A 21256-nucleotide genomic window follows, 5' to 3' on the forward strand; every position below is an offset into this window, starting at 1 on the left:
TCAGCTCCTGGAGAACATGGCGAGCATGCGACGCGTAACCGCGAACCCACCGAAGATGTTGATGCAGGCCAACAGGACTGCTACGAATGAGATCACCGTGATCGCGGTGTCGCCCTTGCCGATCTGCAGCAGGGCGCCGACGACGATGATCCCGGAGATTGCATTGGTCACCGACATGAGCGGGGTGTGCAACGCGTGGTGCACGTGCCCGATCACGTAGTAGCCGATCACGATCGCCAGCGCGAATACGGTCAGGTTCAGCTGGAGCTGCGCGGGTGCGACGCCGATCAGCAGGAACAGGACCGCAGCCACCGCCGCGACGACGCCGAGCCGCTTGCCCGGGCTCATCGGCTCCTTCGGTTCGGCGGCGGGGACAGTTGCCGCGGCGGGCGTGCGGGGTGCGGCCGAGACCTGCACGGGCGGTGGCGGCCAGGTCGACTCGCCGTCCCGCACGACGGTGATGCCACGCTGCACGACGTCCTCGAAGTCGAGGACGAGCTCCCCGTCCTTACCGGGCGTGAGCAGCTTGAGCAGGTTGACGATGTTGGTGCCGTACAACTGTGACGCCTGGGCGGCGAGCCGGCCTGCCAAATCGGTGTAGCCGAGGATTCGGACGCCGTTGTCGCTGACGACGCGCTCATCGGTCTTCGTCAACGCGGCGTTGCCGCCGTTGGCCGCAGCCATGTCGACGATCACCGAGCCGTTGCGCATGGCGGCGATGGTCTCCTCGGTGATCAGCTTCGGGGCGGGGCGACCCGGGATCAGCGCGGTGGTGATGACGATGTCTGCCGCACGCGCCTCCTCGTCGTACATCGCCGCGGTGGCGATCTCCTGCTCGGCGGTCATCTCCTTGGCGTAACCGTCGGCGCTGACCTCGGCCTCGAAATCGATCTCGACGAACTCCGCGCCCATCGACGCGACCTGCTCGGCCACCTCCGGGCGCACGTCGAAAGCACGCACGATCGCGCCCATGGCGGACGCAGCACCGATCGCGGCGAGTCCGGCGACGCCCGCTCCGACAACGAAGACCCGCGCGGGCGGGATCTTGCCGGCCGCGGTGACCTGCCCGGTGAACATCCGGCCGAACTCGTGGGCGGCCTCCACCACGGCGCGGTAACCCGCGACGTTCGCCATCGAGGACAGCACGTCCATCGACTGTGCGCGTGAGATCCGCGGCACGGCGTCCATCGACAGCGCCGTGATCGGGCGCTGCGCCAGGTCCGCGACGATTCCGTCGTCGAGCCGCGGGTTGAGCATCGCGATCAGCGTGGCTCCCGGCTGCAACCGGTCCCGCTGCGCGAGCGTCGGTGGGTTCACCCCGATGACCACGTCGGCCGTGAGCGGATCCCTCAGCTCGGCGCCCGCCTCGGCGTACGCGCCGTCGGTGAAGCCGGCAGGTTCGCCGGCGCCGGGCTCGACCACCACCTGGTAACCGAGCTTCTGCAGCGCGGCGACGGTCGTCGGCGTTGCCGCGACCCGAGTCTCCCCGGCACGCGCCTCCTTCAGCACTCCGATAATCATCGCGTCTCCCCCACCGTGAGGTCGACGAGGCCGTCGAGCGCGGCGCGGTGTGCGCCTGCGGTGCCGAACGCGACCTGGTCGGCCTTCGCCTTCAGGTACAGGTGCGTCGGGTGTTCCCACGTCAAGCGGTGCTCGAGCTCCTGGAAGCCCATCAGGTGTTCTCCTTCAGTGCGTTGAGGCCTGCGTCGAGCAGCAGGTGGACCGCTTCGCCGACGCGGTCGAAGCCGTCGCCGACCGTTTGGCCGTGCAGGTGGCGGTAGTTGATGCCCTCCATGATCGCGGCGAGCTTGAAGGCCGCGAGGCCGAGGTAGAAGCCGAACCCGGAGAGGTCGCGGTCACTGCCGCGTGAGTACCGCTCGATCACCGCACGCTCGTCGAGGAACCCGGGCGCAGTCGACACATTGCCCGCCGAGTCGCTGCCGGCGTCTGCATCGAGTCGGAAGTAGACGAGCATGAGCGCCAGATCTGTCAGCGGGTCACCGAGCGTGGCCATCTCCCAGTCGAGGACGGCGGCCACCTGATCGGAGTTGTCGACCAGGACGTTGTCGAGCCGGAAGTCGCCGTGCACGATGCCCGCAGCGGACTCGGTCGGCACTGACTCCGCGAGTCTGCGATACAGCTCGTCGGCGGCGGGCAGGTCACGGGTGTGCGACGCGTCGAGCTGCTTCTTCCAGCGGGCGACCTGGCGGCCGAGGAACCCCTCCGGGCGCCCGAAGTCACCGAGCCCGACCGACGCCGGCTCGACCGCGTGCAGCGCGGCGAGCGTGTCCACGAGGCGTTCGGAAATCGTGCGAGTCCGCTCGGTGCCGAGCAGTTCGAGCTCGGACGCGGTCCGGTACGGCGTACCGGCGCACCGCTCCATGACATAGAAATCCGCGCCCAGCACCGCAGGATCGGTGCACAACGCGAAGGTCCGTGGGACCGGCACCCCGGTGTTCTGGAGCGCCGACATGACCCGGTACTCGCGGTTCATGTCGTGGGCGGTCGCGAGCACGTGACCGAGCGGTGGCCGACGGACGATCCATTCCTGCCGGCCGTCGGTCACGATGTAGGTCAGATTGGACCTTCCGCCGGCGATCAGGGTCGCCCGCAGATCGCTGCCCGAGCCCGGGATTTCAGACGCGAACCACGCGCCGAGGACATCGAGATCGAGGCCGAGGGGCGTTTGTGCGGTTGCCATCACGGCACCACGACCGCGAGCATGTCGACGACGCAGGCCGGCTTGTCGCCGCCGTCCCGTTCGATCGTCACCCGGGTGGCGACCTGGTAGCCCAGCTTGTTCGGCGTGACCGAGGTCAGCTCCACGCCCGCCCGGACGCGCGACCCGACCGGCACCGGCGAGGGGAAGCGGAGCTTGTCGGCGCCGTAGTTGACGCCCATCTTGACGCCCTCGACCTTGTACACCTGCCAGGTGAGCATCGGCACCAGGCTGAGTGTCAGGAAGCCGTGGGCGACGGTCGTTCCGAACGGCCCCTCGGCCGCCTTCGCCGGGTCGACGTGGATCCATTGGTGGTCGCCCGTCGCCGCCGCGAAGGCGTCGATCTGGTCCTGGTTGACCGTGTGCCACTCGGAGTGACCGAGGTGCGTGCCCACGGCCTTCTCGAGGTCGGCGATGCCGTCGAAGACCCTCATGACTTCGGCCCGCCCGCGAGGTAGAGCACCTGACCGGACACGAAGCCAGCGCCCTCGCTGGCGAAGAACGAGACCGCGTGCGCGACGTCGGCAGGCTGGCCGGCGCGCCCGACCGGGATCTCCTTGACCAAGAAGGCCCTGAAGTCGTCGAACGGCACGCCCATCCGCTCCGCGGTGGCCTTGGTCATCTCGGTCTCGATGAATCCTGGCGCGATGGCGTTCGCGGTCACGCCGAACTTGCCGAGCTCGAGGGCCACCGTCTTGGTGAAGCCCTGGATCCCGGCCTTCGCTGCGGCGTAGTTGGCCTGGCCCCGGTTACCGAGCGCGGAGGTGCTCGACAGGTTGACCACGCGACCCCAGTTCGCCTTGGTCATGTAACCCTGCACGGCACGGGTCATGAGGAAAGTGCCACGCAGGTGGACGTTCATCACCGCGTCCCAGTCGGTGGTGGTCATCTTGAAGAGCAGGTTGTCCCGGAGGATCCCGGCGTTGTTGACCAGCACGGTCGGCTCGCCCAGCTCGGCGGCGACCCGCTCGACCGCGGCCTGCACCGCCGCCTCGTCGGCGACGTCGACGCCGACCGCACGTGCCCGGCCCCCCGCCGTCTCGATCTCGGCCACAACGGATTTACAGGCGGTCTCGTCGAGGTCGAGGACGGCAACGGCGAGGCCGTCTGCGGCGAGGCGCTTCGCGACACCGGCTCCGATGCCGCGGGCGGCTCCGGTCACGATGGCGGTCCGGGTCGTGGTGGGTGTGGTCATGCGGGAACTCCTGTGGGGTGGGGTGTGAGGCCTGGCACCAGTTCGGCCAGGGCGGCGCGCGTCGACGCGTGGTCGATGTGCAGCATGGATTGGAGGCCGGCTGCCCGCGCACCGATCACGTTGGGCTCGGCGTCGTCGATGAAGAGCACCCGGTCGGCGGGTACGCCGAGTTTGTCGACGGCAAGTTCGTAGATGGCGGCGTGGGGTTTGCGGAGTTCCACCTCGCAGGAGATCACGACCGGATCGAACAGTTCGTCGATTCGGGCGCGTGGGTAGGTGTTGCCCCAACTGTTGGAGAGAAGGCCGACCTCGAGACCGGTTTCGCGCAGGTCTTCGACCAGTTCGAACATTGCCGAGTCGGCCTGCATGCCGGCGAAGAGCCGGCTGAGCATCCCGTCCGGCGTGACTACGCGCCCGTCGGTGGTCTGCAACTCTGCCGCGAGCAACGCCTCGAAAGCCGCGACCGGGAGCGCACCGGTCTCCAGCCGATGGACCGGCGTACCGTCTTCGACATCACGGGACATCCAGGCACGCAACGTACGTGAGAACGACTCGGGCTCGATTCCATCCGCGGCTAGCCACGCCGCGATCGAGTCCCGCACCGGACCGGTGAGTACGCCGCCGTAGTCGAAGAGGACCGCATCGATTTCTCGCACCGGCTCACTCACCCATGCTCTGGAGGCTGACGCCGCCATCGACGACGACGGTTTGTCCGGTGACCCATGCGGCATCGTCGGAGAGCAGGAAGGAGACGACGCTGCCGATGTCCTCTGGTACGCCGAGCCGCTTCAGGGGGTACGCCGCGGTGACCGCGTCTTCGCGGCCCTCGTACAGCTTCGTGGCGAACCGCGTCTTCACCACCGCCGGAGCGACCCCGTTGATCCGGATGTCCGGCCCGAGTTCGACTGCCATCAATTCGGTGAGCGAGTTCAGCATGGCTTTGCTGGCGCCGTAGAACCCGATCCCGGGCGCCGTGCGAATACTGGAGAGCGACGACACGTTGACGATCGCGCCGCCGTTGTCCTTCATCCAGGCCTTGTGCACCTGCTGGACCCAGGAGACCGCGGCGATGCAGTTGACCTCGACGATCTTGCGAGCAGCCGCCAGGTCTAGGTCGACGAGCGAACCGTAGACGGGGTTGATCCCGGTGTTGTTGACCAGGAAGTCGATGCTCCCGAAGGTCTCGACCGCCTGCCGCACCGCGTCGCCCTGGTGATCCGCGTCGTCGGCGCGGCCCGCGACGGCGAGCGCGACATCCGGACCGCCGAGGTGGGTCACGGCCTCGTCCAGGGCCTCTTTCTTGCGCGCCGTGATGACGACGCGGGCGCCGTCGGCGACCAGCCGCTCGGCGATGGCGAGCCCGATACCGCGGCTCGCTCCGGTGACGATCGCGGTCTTACCCTCGAAACGCTTGTTCATGTCAGTTCCTCTTACTTCAGACGTTCGATGACCATGGCCATGCCCATACCGCCACCGACACACATGGATTCGACGCCGAAGCGCTTGTCGTGCCACTGCAGTGAGTTGATGAGCGTGGTGGCGATGCGGGCTCCGGTCATGCCGAACGGGTGGCCGACGGCGATTGCGCCGCCGTTGACGTTGAGCTTTTCCAGCGGGATACCCAGCTGCTGCGCGGATCCGAGCGCCTGGACCGCGAACGCCTCGTTGATTTCGAACAGGTCGATGTCGGCCAGGCTCAGCCCCGCGTTGCGCAGCGCAGCCGGGATTGCGCCCACCGGCCCGAGGCCCATGATCTCCGGGGAGAGGCCGGTGACCGCCGTCGAGACGATCCGAGCCAGCGGCGTGAGACCCAACTCCTCGGCTCTCGTGTCGCTCATGACGATCAGCGCCGCGGCACCGTCGTTGAGCGGACATGCGTTGCCCGCGGTCACCGTGCCGTCCGGGCGGAAGACCGGCGCGAGCCCGCTGACGCCCTCGAGGGTCGTGCCGGGCCGCGGACCGTCGTCGGCGGAGACGACGGTTCCGTCGGGCATGGTGACCGGCGCGATCTCGCGGGCCCAGAAGCCCTCCTCGATGCGTTGGCAGGCCAGATTCTGACTGCGCACGGCGAACTCGTCCTGCTCCTGGCGCGACATGCCGAGGACCTGCGCGACGTTCTCCGCCGTTTGTCCCATCGCGATGTACAGGTCGGGCAGGTGCCCCGTGTGCCGCGGGTCCTGCCACCTCTCGGCATCGGCGGCCGCGCGCTCGGCGGTGCGGGCCTGAGCGGCGGTGAAGGCAGCGTTCTGCGCCTCAGGGTTGTCCGCGAACCCATGGGGATACCGGCTCACCGTCTCGACGCCGGCCGAGATGTAGGCATTACCCTCGCCCGCCTTGATGGCGTGGAAGGCCATTCGTGTGGTCTGCAGGCTGCTCGAGCAGTAGCGGTTGACGGTGACGCCCGGCAGGTGATCCAGCCCGCTCAGGACCGCGACCGCACGGCCCAGGTTGTTTCCCGACTCCCCTGCCGGCTGGCCCACCCCGAGAGCGAGGTCGACCACTTCTGCCGGGTCGAGTTCGGGCACCTTGGCCAGCGCGGCCCGGACCATCTGCACGGCGAGGTCGTCGGGACGAATGTCCTTCAACGAGCCCTTGACGGCCCGCCCGATCGGCGAGCGGACGGCGGAGACGATCACGGCTTCGGGCATCGATGTTGCGGCCTCTCTCAGCGACTGGCGCGTAAGTGACTAAGCGCTTGCTTAATCGCTACTATGGTGCACGGTACGGCGGCCCGTCAACCAGGCAGCCGACGGCATTTGTGTGAGCCGCGCCACCAAGCCCCCTGCGCGTCGATGCCCACCTCGACGACGCCCCTGCCGACAGAGACAATGGAATCGCGATGACCGAACAGACTGCCCTCTCCCGCGCCGAAACGTCGCGCGCCCGCCTGCTCGAGGCCGCGGTCACTGCGTTCGCCGAGAAGGGTTTTCACGGAACGACGACGCGTGACATCGCTTCGGCAGCCGGCATGAGCCCGGCGGCGCTCTACGTGCACCACAAGTCGAAAGAGGAGTTGCTCTACCTGATCTCCAAGGAGGGACACGACGACACCCTGCGGCTCATCCGGGGAGCCATCGCGGCCTCTGACAACCCTGTCGACGCACTCCGCAGAGTGGTGTACGACTTCGCCACCCACCACGCCCGCGACCACGTAGGAGCGCGGGTCATCAACTACGAGATCGGTGCGTTGACACCAGACCACCTCGCGGTGATCCGCCGACTGCGGCGGGAGATCGACGACGAGATCCGCGCACTTGTCGCGCGCGGGGTCGATGCCGGCGAGTTTCACCCTCGGGACCCGCGGCTCGCCGCGACCGCCCTGCTCTCCCTCGGCATCGACCTCGCCCGCTGGTATCGTGAGGGCGGCCGCTGGACGCCCGATCAGATCGGCAAGGAGTATGCCGACATGGCACTCGACATCGTGGCCGCCCGCTCGTGACCGGTCTGCTCCCGACCGATCCGCTGTGCCATCGGGCCGCGTTGCCGCGGGTAGTCCGATCGTTCGTGCCACGCACCCGACGTGGCCGGGCCGGCCGCGATTTACCGTCCCGCCGGCCCGGCCGCGCCCGGGTTCACACGTACACGAAGCGGAAGTCGCCGATCGAGGTGTCGGCAGTTACTCCGGCGATGTGGAAGGCGGCGATCCCGTCGCGCTCGCCCTGGACGAAGCGGAGCTCGCCGCCGTCGAGCGCGATCCGGTCACCATCGGCGTCCACGCCGAGGACGGCTGCCCATGTCTTCGCCAGCGCAGCGGGCTCGCGGGCGGTCACCGTCGCTCCGGTCACGCGGCCCGGACCGAGCTCGGCTGGTGCCGTTGCGATCCATTTCGGGCCGGCCCAGCGCCACGACTCCGGCAACTTCATCGAGTCGATCGCCACGATCGCGCCCGGCACGTCGCCGGGATGGAGATGAATGTCGGTGTCGCCGTCGCGTTCCAGGTCGTAGACGGTGCGCAAGCCGAGCTGGTCGATTCGTGTGCGGGCGGCGGCGATGTCGTCGACCTGGAACATGACCATGTAGGCGCCGTCACCGCCGAGCCGATCGAGATGGCGGCCGGCCGCGGTCCCCTCCTCGAACGGCGCGATTACCTCGACGAACGAGTCACCGAGCGGCATGACTGCGTTGCGGACTCCGAACTGTTCGACCTCGGGATCGTTGAACGGGTCACCGAGTGGGAGCTGAGCCCGCAGCGCCTTGACGGCAGATTCGCGGTCACGTGCAACAAGTACGGCTTGACGGATTCGAGGCAGGGGGGAAGTGGTCATGACCGTACTATAGCAAGCGCTCTCTACCACGGGAAGGGCTTGTTGTCCCCACATCCGCCGCGACCGGGTCCCGACGAGGCCGGGGTCCGCGGGCTCAACCCGTCGGGATCGGCACGTCAGCGCCCGATGGCGTGAAATCCGGAGCACTGCAACATGTCTCCGGCGCGAACCGACTCCTTCGCAGGCGCCTGAAGAAGCTGCGAAGGAGTCGGTTGGCGAGGAGGCGTCGCTCTCGGCCGCGAGCCGTGGGACAGACGGTGGATGCGTTGTCAGCCGGTGATCGCCGGGGGTGGCGAACCAGAACTCGAGGATCAGACACGTCACCAGCACGATCCATCCCTCGAACGCGATCCGTACCGGCAGCGGCGCATGTCGCAGCTCCATGAAGTCCAGCATCACGAACCGGACTTTTACGGCAGGGATCAGGAAAATGCCGACGACAGCGATGGTTGGGCTGAGAGCATTCTTCGACAGAAGCCACGTGGAGGCGCAGGTAGCCGCCATCAACAGTGCCCAAACTGCTGTCGCCCGCATGTCTGGCACCGATCGAACTGACGCCGCGCCAGCCAGGCCGGAGCGCGCGCCAGCCACTCCAAACATCGACATCACAAACTGTCGTTGCAGTATTAAGTGCGTGCGCTCGTCGCGCCCCCGATGCCGGTGCCAATTCAGCGGGCGGTCACGCGAGCAGCTAGCGGGAGTCGTTGATCGATGCGAATCGCTGTGCTGCCACCCAGTTCACGATCTGCGCACGGGACGTGAAGCCCAACTTGGTCAGGATATTTTCCACATGTCCTTCGGCGGTACGCGGCGAAATGAAGAGCCGTGAGGCGATCTCACCGTTTGTCAATCCGTCCGTCACCAGTTCGGCAACCTCACGCTGGCGCGGGGTAAGCTCGCTGGGGTCTGGCTCCGCTTCGGAGCGACCTGCGCCGGCCCGTTGCCGCTCGCGGAGGGGTTCGCCCAAGGCGAATGCCACCGCAGCGTTTCCGTCTAGGCCGTGTCCGCGCTTGAAGGCACTGTCGAACGCGTCGTCGCCGATGGCCTTTCTTGCGGTAGCCTCGAATTGTCGGCGCCGAGCCTGGAGTTGGATCGATCCGAATAACGGCGCACCGATAGTCTGCCAGAGCGTGTCGGCGCCGCCCAGAATCACTGCTGCGCGTGTGCAATCGCCCTTCGCGACGGTGACCCAACCAAGGAAGTTCAAAGCCATCGCACGCCAAAAGATGTCGTGGATGGGCCGTCGGACTCTCAGTGCATCAAGCAGAAGTGTCTCTGCTTCCGTTAGGCGGCCACTCAGTAAGTGGAGGAAGGCGCGGACACATTTCGCATACGAGAGGAGCCAGCGTTCGCCGGCTACCTCGCACAGCCGCTCGAGTTCGTCGACCACGGCCGAGCCCTTGTCCAACTCGCCCAGCAGCAAGTACGTGATGGCCAGTGGAATGCGAAGTGAATTGGGGTAGTCCTGGGGTACGTTGACGGCGGCGTAGCGTTCCAGGGCTTCGACGAATAGCGGAATCCCGGCTGCGAGCTCGCCACTGAAGTTGCCCTGCATTCCGAGCAAGTGCGTCGCGTAGGCGCGAGCGGCATCGTCGTCGAGTTCGACGGCAAGCCGATGGGCTTCCGCGAGAAGCGCTGCTTGGGCTTCCCTATCCCCTTGGAGGATTGTGATGTAACCGCAGGTCGCTAAGGCCCAGGCGCGCTCGTGGCTGGGCGTCTTGTCTGCTTGAAGGGCCCGTTCGATCCAGTGGCGACCCTCAGTCATGAATCCGAGAGCGAGCCACATGAACCAAGGAAGACCAGCCATGCGAAGGGCGACGCCGATCTCGCCTGGCTCCGTGAGGGAGTATTCGAGTGCGCCACGCAGATTCGCGTGCTCGTCCTGAAGAACACTCGCCCAGTCCTCCTGTAGTGGGCCGAACCATTCGGTGGCGGCTTGCTCCACCAGCTGGAGGCACCAGTCCCTATGGCGGCGGCGAAACACCGGTTCGGATCCGCTCTCACGTAACCGAGCCTGCCCGTACTCTCGAATGGTCTCGAGCATGCGGAAACGGACGCGTCCCCCATGCTCCTCGCGCACGAAGATTGACTTTTCGGTCAACTCGGCAACCGTGTCGAGAATGGTCTCAGGGGGAATTTGTTCGTCCGCACAGACGGCTTCGAGGGCACTGAGTCCGAAGCCGTTTGCGAAGACTGCGGCACGCGCCCACAATTCCTGCTCGCGCACGGCACAGAGGTCGTAGCTCCAGTCGATTAGTGCCTTTAAGGTCTGGTGCCGTTTCGGTGCACTCCTGCTCCCCGAAAGAAGTAACTCGAACCTGCTGTCGAGCCGATTTGCAAGGTCCGAGACATCCAGCACGCGCAGTCGGACGGCGGCCAGCTCGATCGCGAGCGGGATGCCTTCCAGCCTGTGACAGAGGCGAATGACTGCCGCTTCATTGGCAGGACTGATGGTGAACCCGGGCACTGCCGACGAGGCTCGGTCGGCGAACAGAGAAACTGCCGGAAAGCCGGTAGCCATGCCAGGTGTGTGCGGAGCTCTCGCGTCTGGGACGGGGAGAGGTGGGACAAGATAGATGTGCTCACCGGTGATCCGGAGGGCTTGCCGACTGGTAGCGAGGATCTTCAGTTCCGGTGCCATCTTGAGCAGAAGCTCAGCGAGGTCAGCGACAGCCTGCAGCAAGTGCTCACAATTGTCGATGATCAGGAGCATCTGCCGACCGCGTAGATGGTCCGCCAGGACGGTTGTGGGAGGCCTCGTGGACTGCTCCAGCAACTCGAGTGCGTTCACCACGGTGTGTGGCAACAGGGCCGCATCCTTCAAGGCTGCCAGTTCGACCAGGCAGACCCCGTCGGGGAAGGCGCGGCGGACGTCGCTTGCCACCCGCAGCGCTAGCCGCGTCTTCCCGACGCCGCCTACGCCGGCGAGAGTCACCAGCCGCGCAGTCGATAGGAGTGTCCGTACCTCAGCAGCCTCCTTCCGGCGGCCGACGAAACTGGTCAGCTCCGCGGGAACACCGGACGGTCCATTCCCAGACCGTACTGCCATGACACACTCCACTCGCACCACCTGAGCAACGACCAGGTGCCGGACACGTTACCCGCGGGTTATCGCGTCGACAACGCGGCTCACTGAAGTGGCAGACCAGTCTGACGTGGCCTCCACAGTCCCCGCCATGTGCGATCAGCTCCTCTGCGTGCAATGCCGTGGCCGCGAAACCATCCCTGGGATTGCCGCGGCTATCCGGTGGCCGATTCGAACAGCCGCCGCAGCACGTCAGGGATCGGCACCGGGCGCCTGGTGTCACGGTCGACATAGACGTGCACCCACCGGCCCCGCGCGGCTATCGCCGCCGTCTCGGGCAGCCCGGCAGAAAAAAGCCCGAGGTCATAGGTGACGCTGGTGCGGCCCAGCCTGGCGACACGGATTCCCACCTCCAAAGCCTGCGGGAACTGCAGCTGCTCGAAATACCGGCATCCGGACTCGGCGACGACGCCTATGGCCGGAGCCGCAACCGGGTCGAAACCGGAGTGCTCGATCATCCAGTTGTTGATCGCCGCATCGAAGAGTTGGTAATACACGGCATTGTTCAGATGGCCGTACATGTCGTTGTCGGACCACCGTGTGGTAGCCGCACGGCGCACCGTGAAATCTTTCACGGTAGGACTTTCGCGTACATCGACTGCCTCAGCGCTCATCTTGATTTCTCCGTCATGTCGGTCCGCAAGAGTTGCGGACGGGTGTGGGGAATAAAAGTGTGTTGCCTAATGAAATGATTGAACAGCGCCTTGTCAACAAGGTTTCATTAAAAGTGTCAGGTCAGGGACTAGGTCGCCAAGGACTGGGAGACCCTACTCGCCGCGGCGGTCATCGAGAACGTCGGCCGCCGCGACTTCGACGTCATCGATGACGCAAAGCCGTCGAACTCCTGATCTGCGAGTGCGGAACCGCCGAGAAGGCCGCCGTGAAACTCGCGAAGTCCAAGGCTGGATCTCCCAAGGACCCGCCCTGCTACAACTTACCCACGAACTCCACACCGCCCTTACGTAGCGGCGAACTCGCCATTCGCACCGCCCGCTCGCTCGCGCCATCCCACCAGAGAAGCAAGTTGAGGCCTGGAACTCCGAGCGCGAGCGTAACATCAAGGTGTTGAACTAGATTCGTCTCCCACTGACAGCGGCCGTAAGCCGGCGGAACGAGTGCCGGTGACCGCCGCGAAGGTCACCCGCACCTTCCGGCGCCTCGACGCCGACCCTGCAATTCTCGCGAAAGCACTGATCGAGTACCTAGACGACGACGGCCTTCGCTCCCTCCTCGCCGCACCGAGCGACCGGACCTGAACAAGCCTGCTAGCGAATCACCGAAGCCCCGTTCTCGTTCCTGGCCCGCTCCCCACTGTCCGACGATTCCCGCACTGGCTGAGTCGCAGTGGCCAAACATGCGTCAGATGAGGACGATGACGTCGCTACCGCTGAACTTGCAGAGGGACGCTCTGGTTGCACTCGGACGGGCGCCACCGCCCTCCGATGTACAGTCCGGTCGGGACGGTCTCGAGTAGCGCCTGCTGGGAGGTCTGGGTGCTGGTCAAGGCTTCCTCACTTCTCGTCGAAGATGATGACTTGCCGGATGGCGTTGCCGTCGGCGAGTTGGTCCATGGCGGAGTTGATGTCCGAGAGCGCGATCCGCGACGAGATCAGCTTCTCGACCGGGAGTTTTCCGTCGCGCCACAGCTGCGCAAAGACCGGAATGTCGCGGGACGGTACCGCGGAGCCGAGGTAGCTGCCGATGATGGTCCGCGCGCCGGCCACCAGGGCGAGCGGCGAGACCGACGACCGGGCGTCCGGGGCCGGGAGGCCGACGGTGACGGTGGTGCCGCCGGGGGCGGTGGCAGTGAGGGCGGTCTCGAAGGCGCGGGGGTGCCCTGCCGCCTCGATGACGATCGGCGCCTGGATGTTCAGCTCGGCGACTTCTTGGGGAGTGTAGGTCGCGGACGCACCCAACTTTGTTGCCTGAGTGAGCTTGTCGGGATTGGAGTCGACGCCGATCACCTCGCCCTCCCCGAGGGATAGCGCAGTGATCAGCGCCGCCATGCCGACACCACCGAGCCCGACGACCATGACCGCTTGGCCCGGGGTCGGGCGGCCGGCGTTGATGACCGCCCCGCCACCGGTGAGGACGGCGCACCCGAGTACGGCGGCGATGTCGGGTGGGACGTCGTCTCCGACGGGTACGACCGAACGCTGGTCGACGACAGCGTGCGTGGCGAAACCGGAGACGCCGAGGTGATGTTTGATGTCAGTGTCGTCGCGGTGCAGGCGGATACCGCCGCCGAGGAGGGTGCCCGCGTTGTTCGCTGCGCTGCCTGGGGAGCAGGGCAGTTTGCCGTCGGTTCGGCATTCGGCGCAATTGTTGCAGCGCGGCAGGAAAGCCATGACGACGCGCTGCCCGACGACCAAATCGGATACACCGGCGCCGAGCTGTTCGACCCGGCCTGCCGCCTCGTGGCCGAGCAGCATGGGGATCGGCCGGGGACGGTTGCCGTCGACGACGGACAGGTCGGAGTGGCAAATTCCGGCCGCTTCAATCCGGACGAGGACCTCGCCGGGTCCCGGCGAATCGAGTTCGAGCTCGGTGATCGAGATCGGTGTGGAGTCCGCGTACGGCCGTGGACGGCCGCTCGCCTCGAGAACGGCTCCGCGAATCTTCATAGTGCGTGTGTTTCCCTTCTACGGCGTCTCACAGCACTGGCTGCAGACCGCTCTAACGGCAACGCGGGTGTCCGCAATGAACGGGACCATTCGGCGACGACAGATTTTGGACGGTGCAGCCGGTGGCGTTGGATCTTCCCTGATCTGGTGCGTGGAATCTCCAGTAGGGCAATGAAATTCAGCGGGGACTTTGAAGTGGGACACCGCCGCCGCACAGCGACTCCGTAGATCGCCCTCATCAATACCGGTGTCATGTGCTGCTGCGACGACGAACGCGATGGGAACCTCTCCGATCGCGTCGTGCGGCGCCGCGACGCGCTCAGGCACCTACAGGTATGTCAGGAAAGCAGGATTTCGTCACGGGACGAGGTCGGCTGCTGAGCTCCCCGCGTCGCGAAGCGCGATGACACTCAGGGCGGAGAACTCCAGCGACCAAAGATTGCCGTGGTGTGGGTACTTGGTCGACATTTCGTCGATGAGGTCTTCAGCGCCCTTCGCGGTCTCGTAGGCGGCCGCGAAGTCCTGAATGTAGGCGCGGGTCTGCGCGATCATCGACTCGACCGCGTAATCGTCGCCGTCGGGCCGGCGGTGGCCGGCCACGATCATCCGAGGGTTGAGCTTCTCTACCAGGTCCACGGTTTCGAGCCAGTCCTGCCACTCCTTGGGCGTCGCCAGGCCGAGCATGGGGTGGATCTCGTTGTAGACGGCGTCACCGGCCACCACGGCATCGATCGCCGGGATGTGCACGATCGAGGTCGGGTGGATGTCGGCCTGCTTGACCTCGATGATCTTCAGTGGTGAGCCGTCGACGTACAGCGTGTCACCCTCGATCGGGTCCGGGAGCGCATCGCTGACGACGCAGGCGTCGCCGAACATCATCGCCCACTGCTGACGGTGTTCCTCCATATTTTCCTTCATGGCCTCGACGACATGGGGCAGCGCGACACACTTCGCCTCCGGGAACCGCTCCATCAGGGGACCGATGCCGAGGTAGTGATCGGCATGCGCATGCGTGACGTAGATCGTGGTGAGTGTCTTCCCGGTGCGTTCGATCAGGTCTCCGAGATCCCGGACGTCGTCCTTCAGGTACTGGGCGTCGATCAGAACTGCCTCGGTCGGGCCGCTCACGATGGTGGCGGTGGTCGGCGAGAAAGTCCCGGTGGGCATTTCGGGCCAATTGTGCGGGACCCGGGGCCAGCGGCCGACGTAGGTCGTCGCGCGGATCGGCGGTGCAGCCGGTGACGATTCCGAGCCTGCGCTAGGTGAGTGAGCGTCGATGGTCACGTAGTACCTCCAGGGTTGGGGGTTGGGCAGCGCGTCTTCGCGGGGCGTGGGGTCGGCGGCGGCCTGCTAAGGGAGAGACGGTATATCAATAGAGAGTAGTCTCTATCACGGGGTTGGACAAGAGCAGGAGCGACCACCCAATCCATCAACCAGACCCCCGGCGTGTGATTTAGTGCTCGCTTGATGTGTGAGATAGCGCTCGCTCGCTATTATCTTGGTATGACAGCAACGAAAATCTCCCCGCGCGAGCGCCTCCTGGCGGCCGCGGATGATCTCTTCTTCAAGGAGGGCATCCGCGCTGTGGGAATCAACCGCGTCCTGGAAGAGGCGCGGACGCCGATCATGTCGCTGTACCGCAACTTCGGCTCGAAGGATGGGCTGGCCGCGGCATACCTCGAGCGTCGCGGCGAGTGTTATGTCGAGGAGGTCGCCGGCGAGGTCATGCGACGTGCGTCCTCGCCGCGGGAGAAGATACTGGCGACCTTCGACATCATCGGTGAACGGCTCGAAAAGGGAGACTTCCGGGGCTGTCCCTTCATCAACGCGACCGTCGAGATGGCGTCACCGGACCATGAGGTCGCGAAGATCGCGCGCCGCTACAAGGAGGCCGGGCGGCAATGGTTCGCCGAATTCGCGGCCGAGGCCGGGGTGCCTGATCCGGCAGGACTCGCTATCCAGCTGACGGTGCTGTTGGACGGCGCGGCCGCGGCCGCGGCCCTGTATCAGGATTCCTCGGGTGCCATGTACGCCCGCTCGGCTGCCGAGTCCCTGGTCGACGCCGCGCTGGCCGCCGCCTCGACCGGCTCGACCGGCGACGACGTGCGCGATCGTCGGTAGCAGGACTGATCCGGAGCAGGAGGTAGTCGCCGGGCGCTTCGGGCTGTTGCGTACCGGCGCGTCAGCAGCGGGGTGCGTTCGCCCTCGCCGGCGTATGGGCTCCGGTCGGGCCGGGGATGTTGCCTGCGGCGGAGGGTGCAGGCGTTCGGCGTCCGGCTAATGTCGATCCCGCAGCCACGGTGGGCACCATCACGAGTGGAACGACGGCCACCAACGAGGCGACGGCCCGCGGCCGAACCTGTCGGACGCGGCCTCAGCGGCTACGTAGGCGAGCAGCGCCGCGATCGGCACGTCGTGCGGGTAGGCCTGCCACGACGGGTTGCGTCCGTGCTGGACAAAGCGATCCGGCACTGACGGCGACGACGAGCAGGCCATAGATTGCGGTCGGCGCACCGTTCCGACGCCGCGCGATCACCGCGAAATCGGCCACCGACGAAGGCCAGGCTGGTGACGGCGCGTCCGCCGGCTGCCCGATGAGGGGGCCTGTGCCTCGAGACAGCTCGAGGCGTTCGGCGTCGACCACGGACAGCGTCGCGGCGGCCTCTCCTCGTGCCCCGCGCTTTGCTGGGGGAACGAAGTGAGACCGCCGCGATGACAGACCCTTGATCTCAGGCTGGTGCCGGGACCACCTTCTGCGCCAGGTGTTCGAGGAACCAGTCGCGTGCCGCGCCCGAGGAGAGCTCGAAGGGGTGGCCGGTGTATGCGTCGAAGTGGCCGCCGGGGATCGTGACGAGGCGCTTGGGCTCGGCCGCGGTGTCGTAGGCCTCCTTGGCCCACTCGGCCGGCGTCACGATGGTGTCGTCCTCGGCGACCACCATGAGCAGCGGGGTCGGAGCGACGAACTCGAGGAACTCACCGGCCTCGTAGCCCAGCTCGGTCGAGCGTAGCGTCACCTCGTTGCGCCACGCGGTGCCCTCGTAGGCGGAGAAGAACTCGTAGGCGTCGGGCGTCGGCATGACGGCCGGCTGTGTCGGGTCCGCGGTGACGACCGGGATCATCGCGGGCGCCTCTCCTCGGGCTCGCGCGAGGCGATCGGCGGCCTGCCCGTCCCAGGCGGCCTGCCAGAATTCCTTCGGAACGTTCGCCTCGAAGGTGCGCCGCCCGGAGACCGCCGGCACCTGGCCGCACACGGCCTTCACGCGCCGGTCGATCGCCGCGACGACGAAGGCGTTGCCGCCCGCGTAGCTCGAGCCCCACACCCCGATCCGTGAGGCGTCGACGTCGGGCCGGGCCTGTGCGTAGGTGATCGCGTGCTGGTAGTCACGGATCTGGTCCCACGGGTCGATCTCCTGCCGGGGCTTGCCCGGGGCGGTGTCCGAGGCGCCGAACCCGCGGTTGTCGTAGACCACGCAGGCAAGACCCGCGGCGGTGAACGCCTCGGCGTAGGGTTCGAGACCCATTTCCTTGGTGCACGAGAACCCGTGCGTCATGATCACGCACGGCACTTCACCGGACACGCCTTCGGGCTTGTAGAACCAGCCGCGCAGCGTCACACCCTCAGCGTCGAACTCGATATCTTCACGCATTGGCTTTTCCCTCAGTAACTGTCATGTGGATTGCTGGGTCAGAACCGGGGTGCGTGCCGCGGCACGCACCCCGGTTCTGGGTCAGGTTGGTGGGTGAGACGGTGCCGGTTTCAGGCAGTCGCCACACGTGGGTCGTTGTTCAGTTCTTCGGCGTTGTACGGCGAGCTCCGGTTGTCCTCGAACCAGCGTCGCTCTGCCGCGGAATGGGGGGGCGGCGGCGTCATGCCGTCGATTCTCCAGGTTTCGAACGGCGCGGTTTCGACGTGGAACTCGCATTCGTATCCGCGGTCGGCGATGTACGGCTCGAGCAACCCGTTGACGTTCTCGAAGTACCGCCGGAGGATCTCCTCGACAGTGATGCCCGCGAGGGCGGCGGCCCCCTCGTTCGTACGGGCGATGTGGACGACCTCGATCTGGACGAACTTGTCGCGCGACTCACCGCCGACGAAGAACGAGTCCGCCTTGATCTCGTGGAAGACCACTGAGGTGTAGAACCGCGGCAGCTCGAAGCCGAAATTCTCCCGCGCCCAGTCAGACGAGTAGATGTTGGTGATCTTGCTGGCCAGATCAGCCTTCTCTTCGGATGTGAACGCATTCTCCGGGGTAAACAGCTGCCACAGTGGCATGGGGTGCTCCTTCTACTTGATGGGCGGGTGAAAGCAAAACGGCTTATCACCGGCGCACGCCGGAAACGCTCGGCCGGAATGACTTCGTCTTGCGGATTCCGCCATTGTGTGATTGTGCTGAGCTGGTGATCGGGCGTCGGTCAGCTCCCTACGGCACGCCCTTAACGGTAGAGTGAGCTATCTCTCTTGTCAATGATGTGCGTGGACTTCATCACAGAAGGTCCGGGTCACTGCCCGCGAGGCGCGCAGGGGGTCCGCTGCCGGCGAAAATTGTCACACCCCCGACCGTCGCGCCATCTGGGTGCGGACCGAAAGGGATTGCGGCACTGATGTTCTAGTGAGCGGTGCCGGATGCGTGTGCCGGCAAGCGGCCGCTCGGTTCCGCCCGAGCTGGTGGGGTTCCCGCGCCGCCACGAACTCGCATCGACAACGACACCGCCGCGCTGAGGCACGTCGGCGGCCGCCAGCAACCGCCGTCTGGTCGCCGCATGCAGGAAACATCAGCGTGAGGGCGTGGGTGGCCGGGCCGAGCGCACTGCTGAAAAGCAATGTGCCGGTATCGAATCAGGTGACCGGGACGGCGCGGGACCAAGGTTGTTCGGGATCGACCGGTGTCCACGACGACGGCAACACCGCCGGGGATCGTCTGGACGGCGATCGTCATCGACAATTATCGCCGGGCTGGGCGGGGACACAGCATGCGCACCGAGGCCGAGAAAATGGGTATGACTGCCGCCACGCGGAGCAGAAGAGCTGGGCGATCGTGCGGATCGTGATCGGCTACCACCGCTACGACACCGAGGCAGAATTGTTGGAGCTCAACTGGTATGGGCGCTGCGGTCGTTTCTGGCGAACTACTTTCACCCACAGGAGAGGCTGATCTCCAAGCCCTGGGTCGGGGCGGCTCGACGATCAGCAGTGGGACCCGGCGTGTGCTTCGCCGGTGGGGTTGTGGGAGCTGTTTCCGCGGTGGGGCGATGGTTACTTCGCGTAGGGTTCCTCGATTTGTGTGGCGTATTTGGTGACGACGTTTCTGCGTTTGATCTTCATGGTGGGGGTGAGTTCGTCGCTGCCGGGTAGCCACGGCTCGGCGACGATCGTGAATTTTTTGATTTGTTCGACGCGGGAGAGGTGGCTGTTGGCGAGTTCCACACCGGCCGCGACCTCGGCGATGGTGGCGGGATCGTCTGCCGCTTTCCCGGCGGCGCCGTCGGGGTCGAGCGTGATCAGGGCGACGTTGTAGGGGCGGCCGTCGCCGATGCACGCCGCCTGCCCGATCAGGGGGCTCGAGGATCTGAGCCAGGTCTCGATGTTCGCGGGCGACATGTTCTTGCCGGCGGCGTTGATGATGATGTCCTTCTTGCGGTCCACCAGCCGTACGTAGCCGTCGTCGTCGATCGTGCCGATGTCGCCGGTGTGCAGCCACCCCTCGGAATCGATGGCCTCGGCGGTCTGCTCGGGCTTGTTGCGGTAGCCCCGCATCACGGTCTGGCTGCGCACGAGGAGCTCTCCGTCGGGAGCGAGCTTGACCTCGAGCCCGGGGATCGGTACTCCGACCGTGCCCACCCGGTTGCGGTCCTTCGGGTTGACGGTCATCACGCAGGACGTCTCGCTCATCGCCCACAGCTCGCAGATCGGGATCCCGACGGCGGCGAAGAATTCGAACACATCGCGCGGGGTGGGCGCCGATCCGGTCAGGAACCATTCGGACTGGTCCAGCCCGAGCTTGCGGCGGATCTTCGAGCCGACGAGCGTGTCGGCGATTTTCGCCTGCAGGTCGAGTATCGGGCCGACGGACCGCCCGTCCTGCTCGGTACGGGCCTTCTTGATCCCGGTGTCGATGGCCCAACGCGTCAGCGTGCGGCGCGCGACGTTGGGGTCGGCGTCGATGTCCGCCTCCACGGCCGCCTTCGCCTTCTCCCACATCCGCGGCACCGGCAGGAACACCGTCGGGCGAAGCTGCTGCGCGATCTCCATCACCTTGCGTGCGTCCGCGCACGTGGTGACGGTGAAACCCCACACCGCCAGCGGCGAATAGTGTCCGCTCCACCGATCACCGATGTGCGCGGCGGGCAGGAACGAGATGGTGCGGCCCCCCGGCGTGACGGGCAAGATCTGCTGCAGGGCACGGATCTTGGTCATCATGTTGTGATGGGTGAGTTCGACTCCCTTGGGCGGTCCCGTGGTGCCGGAGGTGTAGATCAGGGTGAGGACGTCGTCGGGGCGGACCGCCGACCAGGCTGCCTCGAAGTCGAAGTGCTCGTCGCCGCCCGCCTCCACCTCCTCGAGGCTCAGGGTGCCGTCCGGTGCGCCGTCGACGACGATCAGGTGATCGATCGGGGTGCCGCCGTCACGGACAGCGGTCAGCCGGTCGACGAACGCACGCTCGGTGATCACGATGCGGTTACCGGCGTCGGCGAAGAGATACTCGATCTGATCGTGCGCCGAGGTGTTGTAGATCGAGAAGGCAAGGGCACCGAGGTGCATCGCAGCGAGGTCCACCAGATGGAACTCGGGCCGGTTGGTGAGCATGATGCCCACCGTGTCCCCGCGCTCGACGCCCAGGGCCGCGAGACCGGCCGCGACCCGCCGCACCCGCTCGGCGAGAGTGCCGAACGTCAGCGAGACACCGTCATCGGCGGTGCGCACGGCAACCTGGTCCGCGCGGGCGGCCGCGGTGATCTGGAACGCCTCGCACACAGTGTTCGCGTGCAGCGCGCGTTCGAACGCCTCACCGGTAGATGTGTCGGCGGTGCTGGTTGCCTGCATGTGTGATGTCTGCCTCTCGCGTAGTGCCACAGCCGCTACGATAGAGAGCGATCACTACCACGTCAATACCGTGAGTGACATGGGGTGACGACACCGTGGGCGCACTTCCGTCGCGGGTCCAGATCCTGCCACCGTGTCTTGGTGCCGACCGTTTCGATGATCTCGAAACCTCGTTGTCCGCGCCGATCCTCGATCACCCCGCCACCCACGCGGAGCGGATTTCCCGCAATCAAGGCGTCGCCGCAGTCACGGGGTTGTCGTCGCCCGAATTCTGAGCGTCGTGGCGCCCTGGCGCTATGAGACTCAGGTGGCGAGCGCCCGGGTCT

General features: G+C 66.3%; 21 protein-coding genes and 2 pseudogenes. 5 read left to right on the forward strand and 18 right to left on the reverse strand.

Features of this window, described 5'->3' with window-relative positions; genetic code table 11:
* From L1080_RS19330 to L1080_RS19365, 8 genes are read right to left on the reverse strand one after another with little or no spacing between them, the layout of a single operon-like run.
* Positions 1-1521, reverse strand: coding sequence for a Re/Si-specific NAD(P)(+) transhydrogenase subunit alpha (locus tag L1080_RS19330; RefSeq protein ID WP_250777206.1), 1521 nt, complete (start codon positions 1519-1521; stop codon positions 1-3).
* Entirely contained in the window at positions 1518-1673 is a 156-nt protein-coding gene (locus L1080_RS19335; RefSeq protein ID WP_159919761.1) for an acyl-CoA dehydrogenase, read from the reverse strand. The genes L1080_RS19330 and L1080_RS19335 overlap by 4 nt, the downstream gene beginning before the upstream one ends.
* Positions 1673-2701, reverse strand: coding sequence for a phosphotransferase family protein (locus tag L1080_RS19340; protein ID WP_250777207.1), 1029 nt, complete (start codon positions 2699-2701; stop codon positions 1673-1675). The genes L1080_RS19335 and L1080_RS19340 overlap by 1 nt, the downstream gene beginning before the upstream one ends.
* Positions 2701-3153 carry a MaoC family dehydratase gene (locus tag L1080_RS19345; protein WP_159919757.1) on the reverse strand — a complete coding sequence of 151 codons (453 nt, stop codon included), beginning with the start codon at positions 3151-3153 and terminating at the stop codon, positions 2701-2703. Before L1080_RS19345 ends, L1080_RS19340 begins: the two co-directional genes overlap by 1 nt.
* On the reverse strand, positions 3150-3914 hold the full coding sequence (fabG, locus tag L1080_RS19350) for a 3-oxoacyl-ACP reductase FabG (protein WP_159919755.1): 765 nt from the start codon (positions 3912-3914) through the stop codon (positions 3150-3152). Before fabG ends, L1080_RS19345 begins: the two co-directional genes overlap by 4 nt.
* The gene (locus tag L1080_RS19355) at positions 3911-4582 is read right to left on the reverse strand and encodes an HAD family hydrolase (protein WP_250777208.1); all 672 of its coding nucleotides are present in this window, start codon (positions 4580-4582) and stop codon (positions 3911-3913) included. The genes fabG and L1080_RS19355 overlap by 4 nt, the downstream gene beginning before the upstream one ends.
* Complete coding sequence (locus tag L1080_RS19360) at positions 4575-5333, reverse strand: SDR family oxidoreductase (RefSeq protein WP_250777209.1); 759 nt, start codon at positions 5331-5333, stop codon at positions 4575-4577. Before L1080_RS19360 ends, L1080_RS19355 begins: the two co-directional genes overlap by 8 nt.
* A gap of 11 nt (positions 5334-5344) precedes the next feature.
* Positions 5345-6562, reverse strand: coding sequence for an acetyl-CoA C-acetyltransferase (locus L1080_RS19365; protein ID WP_250777210.1), 1218 nt, complete (start codon positions 6560-6562; stop codon positions 5345-5347).
* Between the two features lie 191 nt (positions 6563-6753).
* Between L1080_RS19365 and L1080_RS19370 the strand changes: the two genes are divergently transcribed.
* Positions 6754-7353, forward strand: coding sequence for a TetR/AcrR family transcriptional regulator (locus L1080_RS19370; RefSeq protein WP_250777211.1), 600 nt, complete (start codon positions 6754-6756; stop codon positions 7351-7353).
* 133 nt (positions 7354-7486) lie between these two features.
* Here L1080_RS19370 and L1080_RS19375 read toward each other — a convergent pair whose 3' ends face one another.
* From L1080_RS19375 to L1080_RS19395, 5 genes and pseudogenes are all read right to left on the reverse strand, one after another.
* A complete protein-coding gene (locus tag L1080_RS19375) occupies positions 7487-8179 on the reverse strand; it encodes a VOC family protein (RefSeq protein WP_236603481.1) in 693 nt (230 codons plus the stop codon).
* A 369-nt stretch (positions 8180-8548) separates the two neighbouring features.
* Positions 8549-8785, reverse strand: a pseudogene (locus L1080_RS19380) (cytochrome C oxidase subunit IV family protein); the annotation flags it as partial.
* Between the two features lie 85 nt (positions 8786-8870).
* On the reverse strand, positions 8871-10700 hold the full coding sequence (locus L1080_RS19385; protein WP_250777220.1) for a LuxR C-terminal-related transcriptional regulator: 1830 nt from the start codon (positions 10698-10700) through the stop codon (positions 8871-8873).
* Positions 10701-10835: 135 nt separating this feature from the next.
* A pseudogene (locus tag L1080_RS19390) lies at positions 10836-11228 on the reverse strand (AAA family ATPase); the annotation flags it as partial.
* Positions 11229-11419: 191 nt separating this feature from the next.
* Complete coding sequence (locus L1080_RS19395) at positions 11420-11878, reverse strand: acyl-CoA thioesterase (protein WP_159919741.1); 459 nt, start codon at positions 11876-11878, stop codon at positions 11420-11422.
* A gap of 507 nt (positions 11879-12385) precedes the next feature.
* On the opposite strand from L1080_RS19395, the gene L1080_RS19400 reads away from it, so the two are divergent.
* Entirely contained in the window at positions 12386-12520 is a 135-nt protein-coding gene (locus L1080_RS19400) for a hypothetical protein (RefSeq protein WP_268962544.1), read from the forward strand.
* Between the two features lie 255 nt (positions 12521-12775).
* Here the strand turns inward: L1080_RS19400 and L1080_RS19405 are convergent, their stop codons facing one another.
* Together L1080_RS19405 and L1080_RS19410 are read right to left on the reverse strand one after the other, a co-directional pair.
* Positions 12776-13888 (reverse strand): alcohol dehydrogenase catalytic domain-containing protein, encoded by a 1113-nt coding sequence (locus tag L1080_RS19405; RefSeq protein WP_250777212.1) that lies wholly within the window; start codon positions 13886-13888, stop codon positions 12776-12778.
* A 357-nt stretch (positions 13889-14245) separates the two neighbouring features.
* The gene (locus L1080_RS19410) at positions 14246-15172 is read right to left on the reverse strand and encodes an MBL fold metallo-hydrolase (RefSeq protein WP_159919737.1); all 927 of its coding nucleotides are present in this window, start codon (positions 15170-15172) and stop codon (positions 14246-14248) included.
* A 219-nt stretch (positions 15173-15391) separates the two neighbouring features.
* Between L1080_RS19410 and L1080_RS19415 the strand changes: the two genes are divergently transcribed.
* Positions 15392-16009: a TetR/AcrR family transcriptional regulator gene (locus L1080_RS19415; protein WP_250777213.1), complete on the forward strand. Its 618-nt coding sequence runs from the start codon at positions 15392-15394 to the stop codon at positions 16007-16009.
* A 608-nt stretch (positions 16010-16617) separates the two neighbouring features.
* Here the strand turns inward: L1080_RS19415 and L1080_RS19420 are convergent.
* Complete coding sequence (locus tag L1080_RS19420) at positions 16618-17535, reverse strand: alpha/beta hydrolase (RefSeq protein ID WP_250777214.1); 918 nt, start codon at positions 17533-17535, stop codon at positions 16618-16620.
* Positions 17536-17645: 110 nt separating this feature from the next.
* Entirely contained in the window at positions 17646-18161 is a 516-nt protein-coding gene (locus tag L1080_RS19425) for a tautomerase family protein (protein WP_159919731.1), read from the reverse strand.
* Positions 18162-18678: 517 nt separating this feature from the next.
* On the opposite strand from L1080_RS19425, the gene L1080_RS19430 reads away from it, so the two are divergent.
* On the forward strand, positions 18679-19041 hold the full coding sequence (locus L1080_RS19430) for a hypothetical protein (protein WP_159919729.1): 363 nt from the start codon (positions 18679-18681) through the stop codon (positions 19039-19041).
* Positions 19042-19142: 101 nt separating this feature from the next.
* On the opposite strand, the gene L1080_RS19435 is transcribed toward L1080_RS19430, so the two are convergent.
* Positions 19143-20930 carry an AMP-dependent synthetase/ligase gene (locus L1080_RS19435; RefSeq protein ID WP_459031362.1) on the reverse strand — a complete coding sequence of 596 codons (1788 nt, stop codon included), beginning with the start codon at positions 20928-20930 and terminating at the stop codon, positions 19143-19145.
* Between the two features lie 74 nt (positions 20931-21004).
* Here L1080_RS19435 and L1080_RS19440 point away from each other — a divergent pair, with 74 nt between their 5' ends.
* On the forward strand, positions 21005-21205 hold the full coding sequence (locus L1080_RS19440; RefSeq protein ID WP_159919727.1) for a hypothetical protein: 201 nt from the start codon (positions 21005-21007) through the stop codon (positions 21203-21205).
* Positions 21206-21256: the final 51 nt, after the last annotated feature.

Origin of the sequence: Rhodococcus sp. MSC1_016 (assembly GCF_023667485.2) — a bacterium.
GTDB classification, from domain to species: domain Bacteria; phylum Actinomycetota; class Actinomycetes; order Mycobacteriales; family Mycobacteriaceae; genus Rhodococcus_F; species Rhodococcus_F oxybenzonivorans.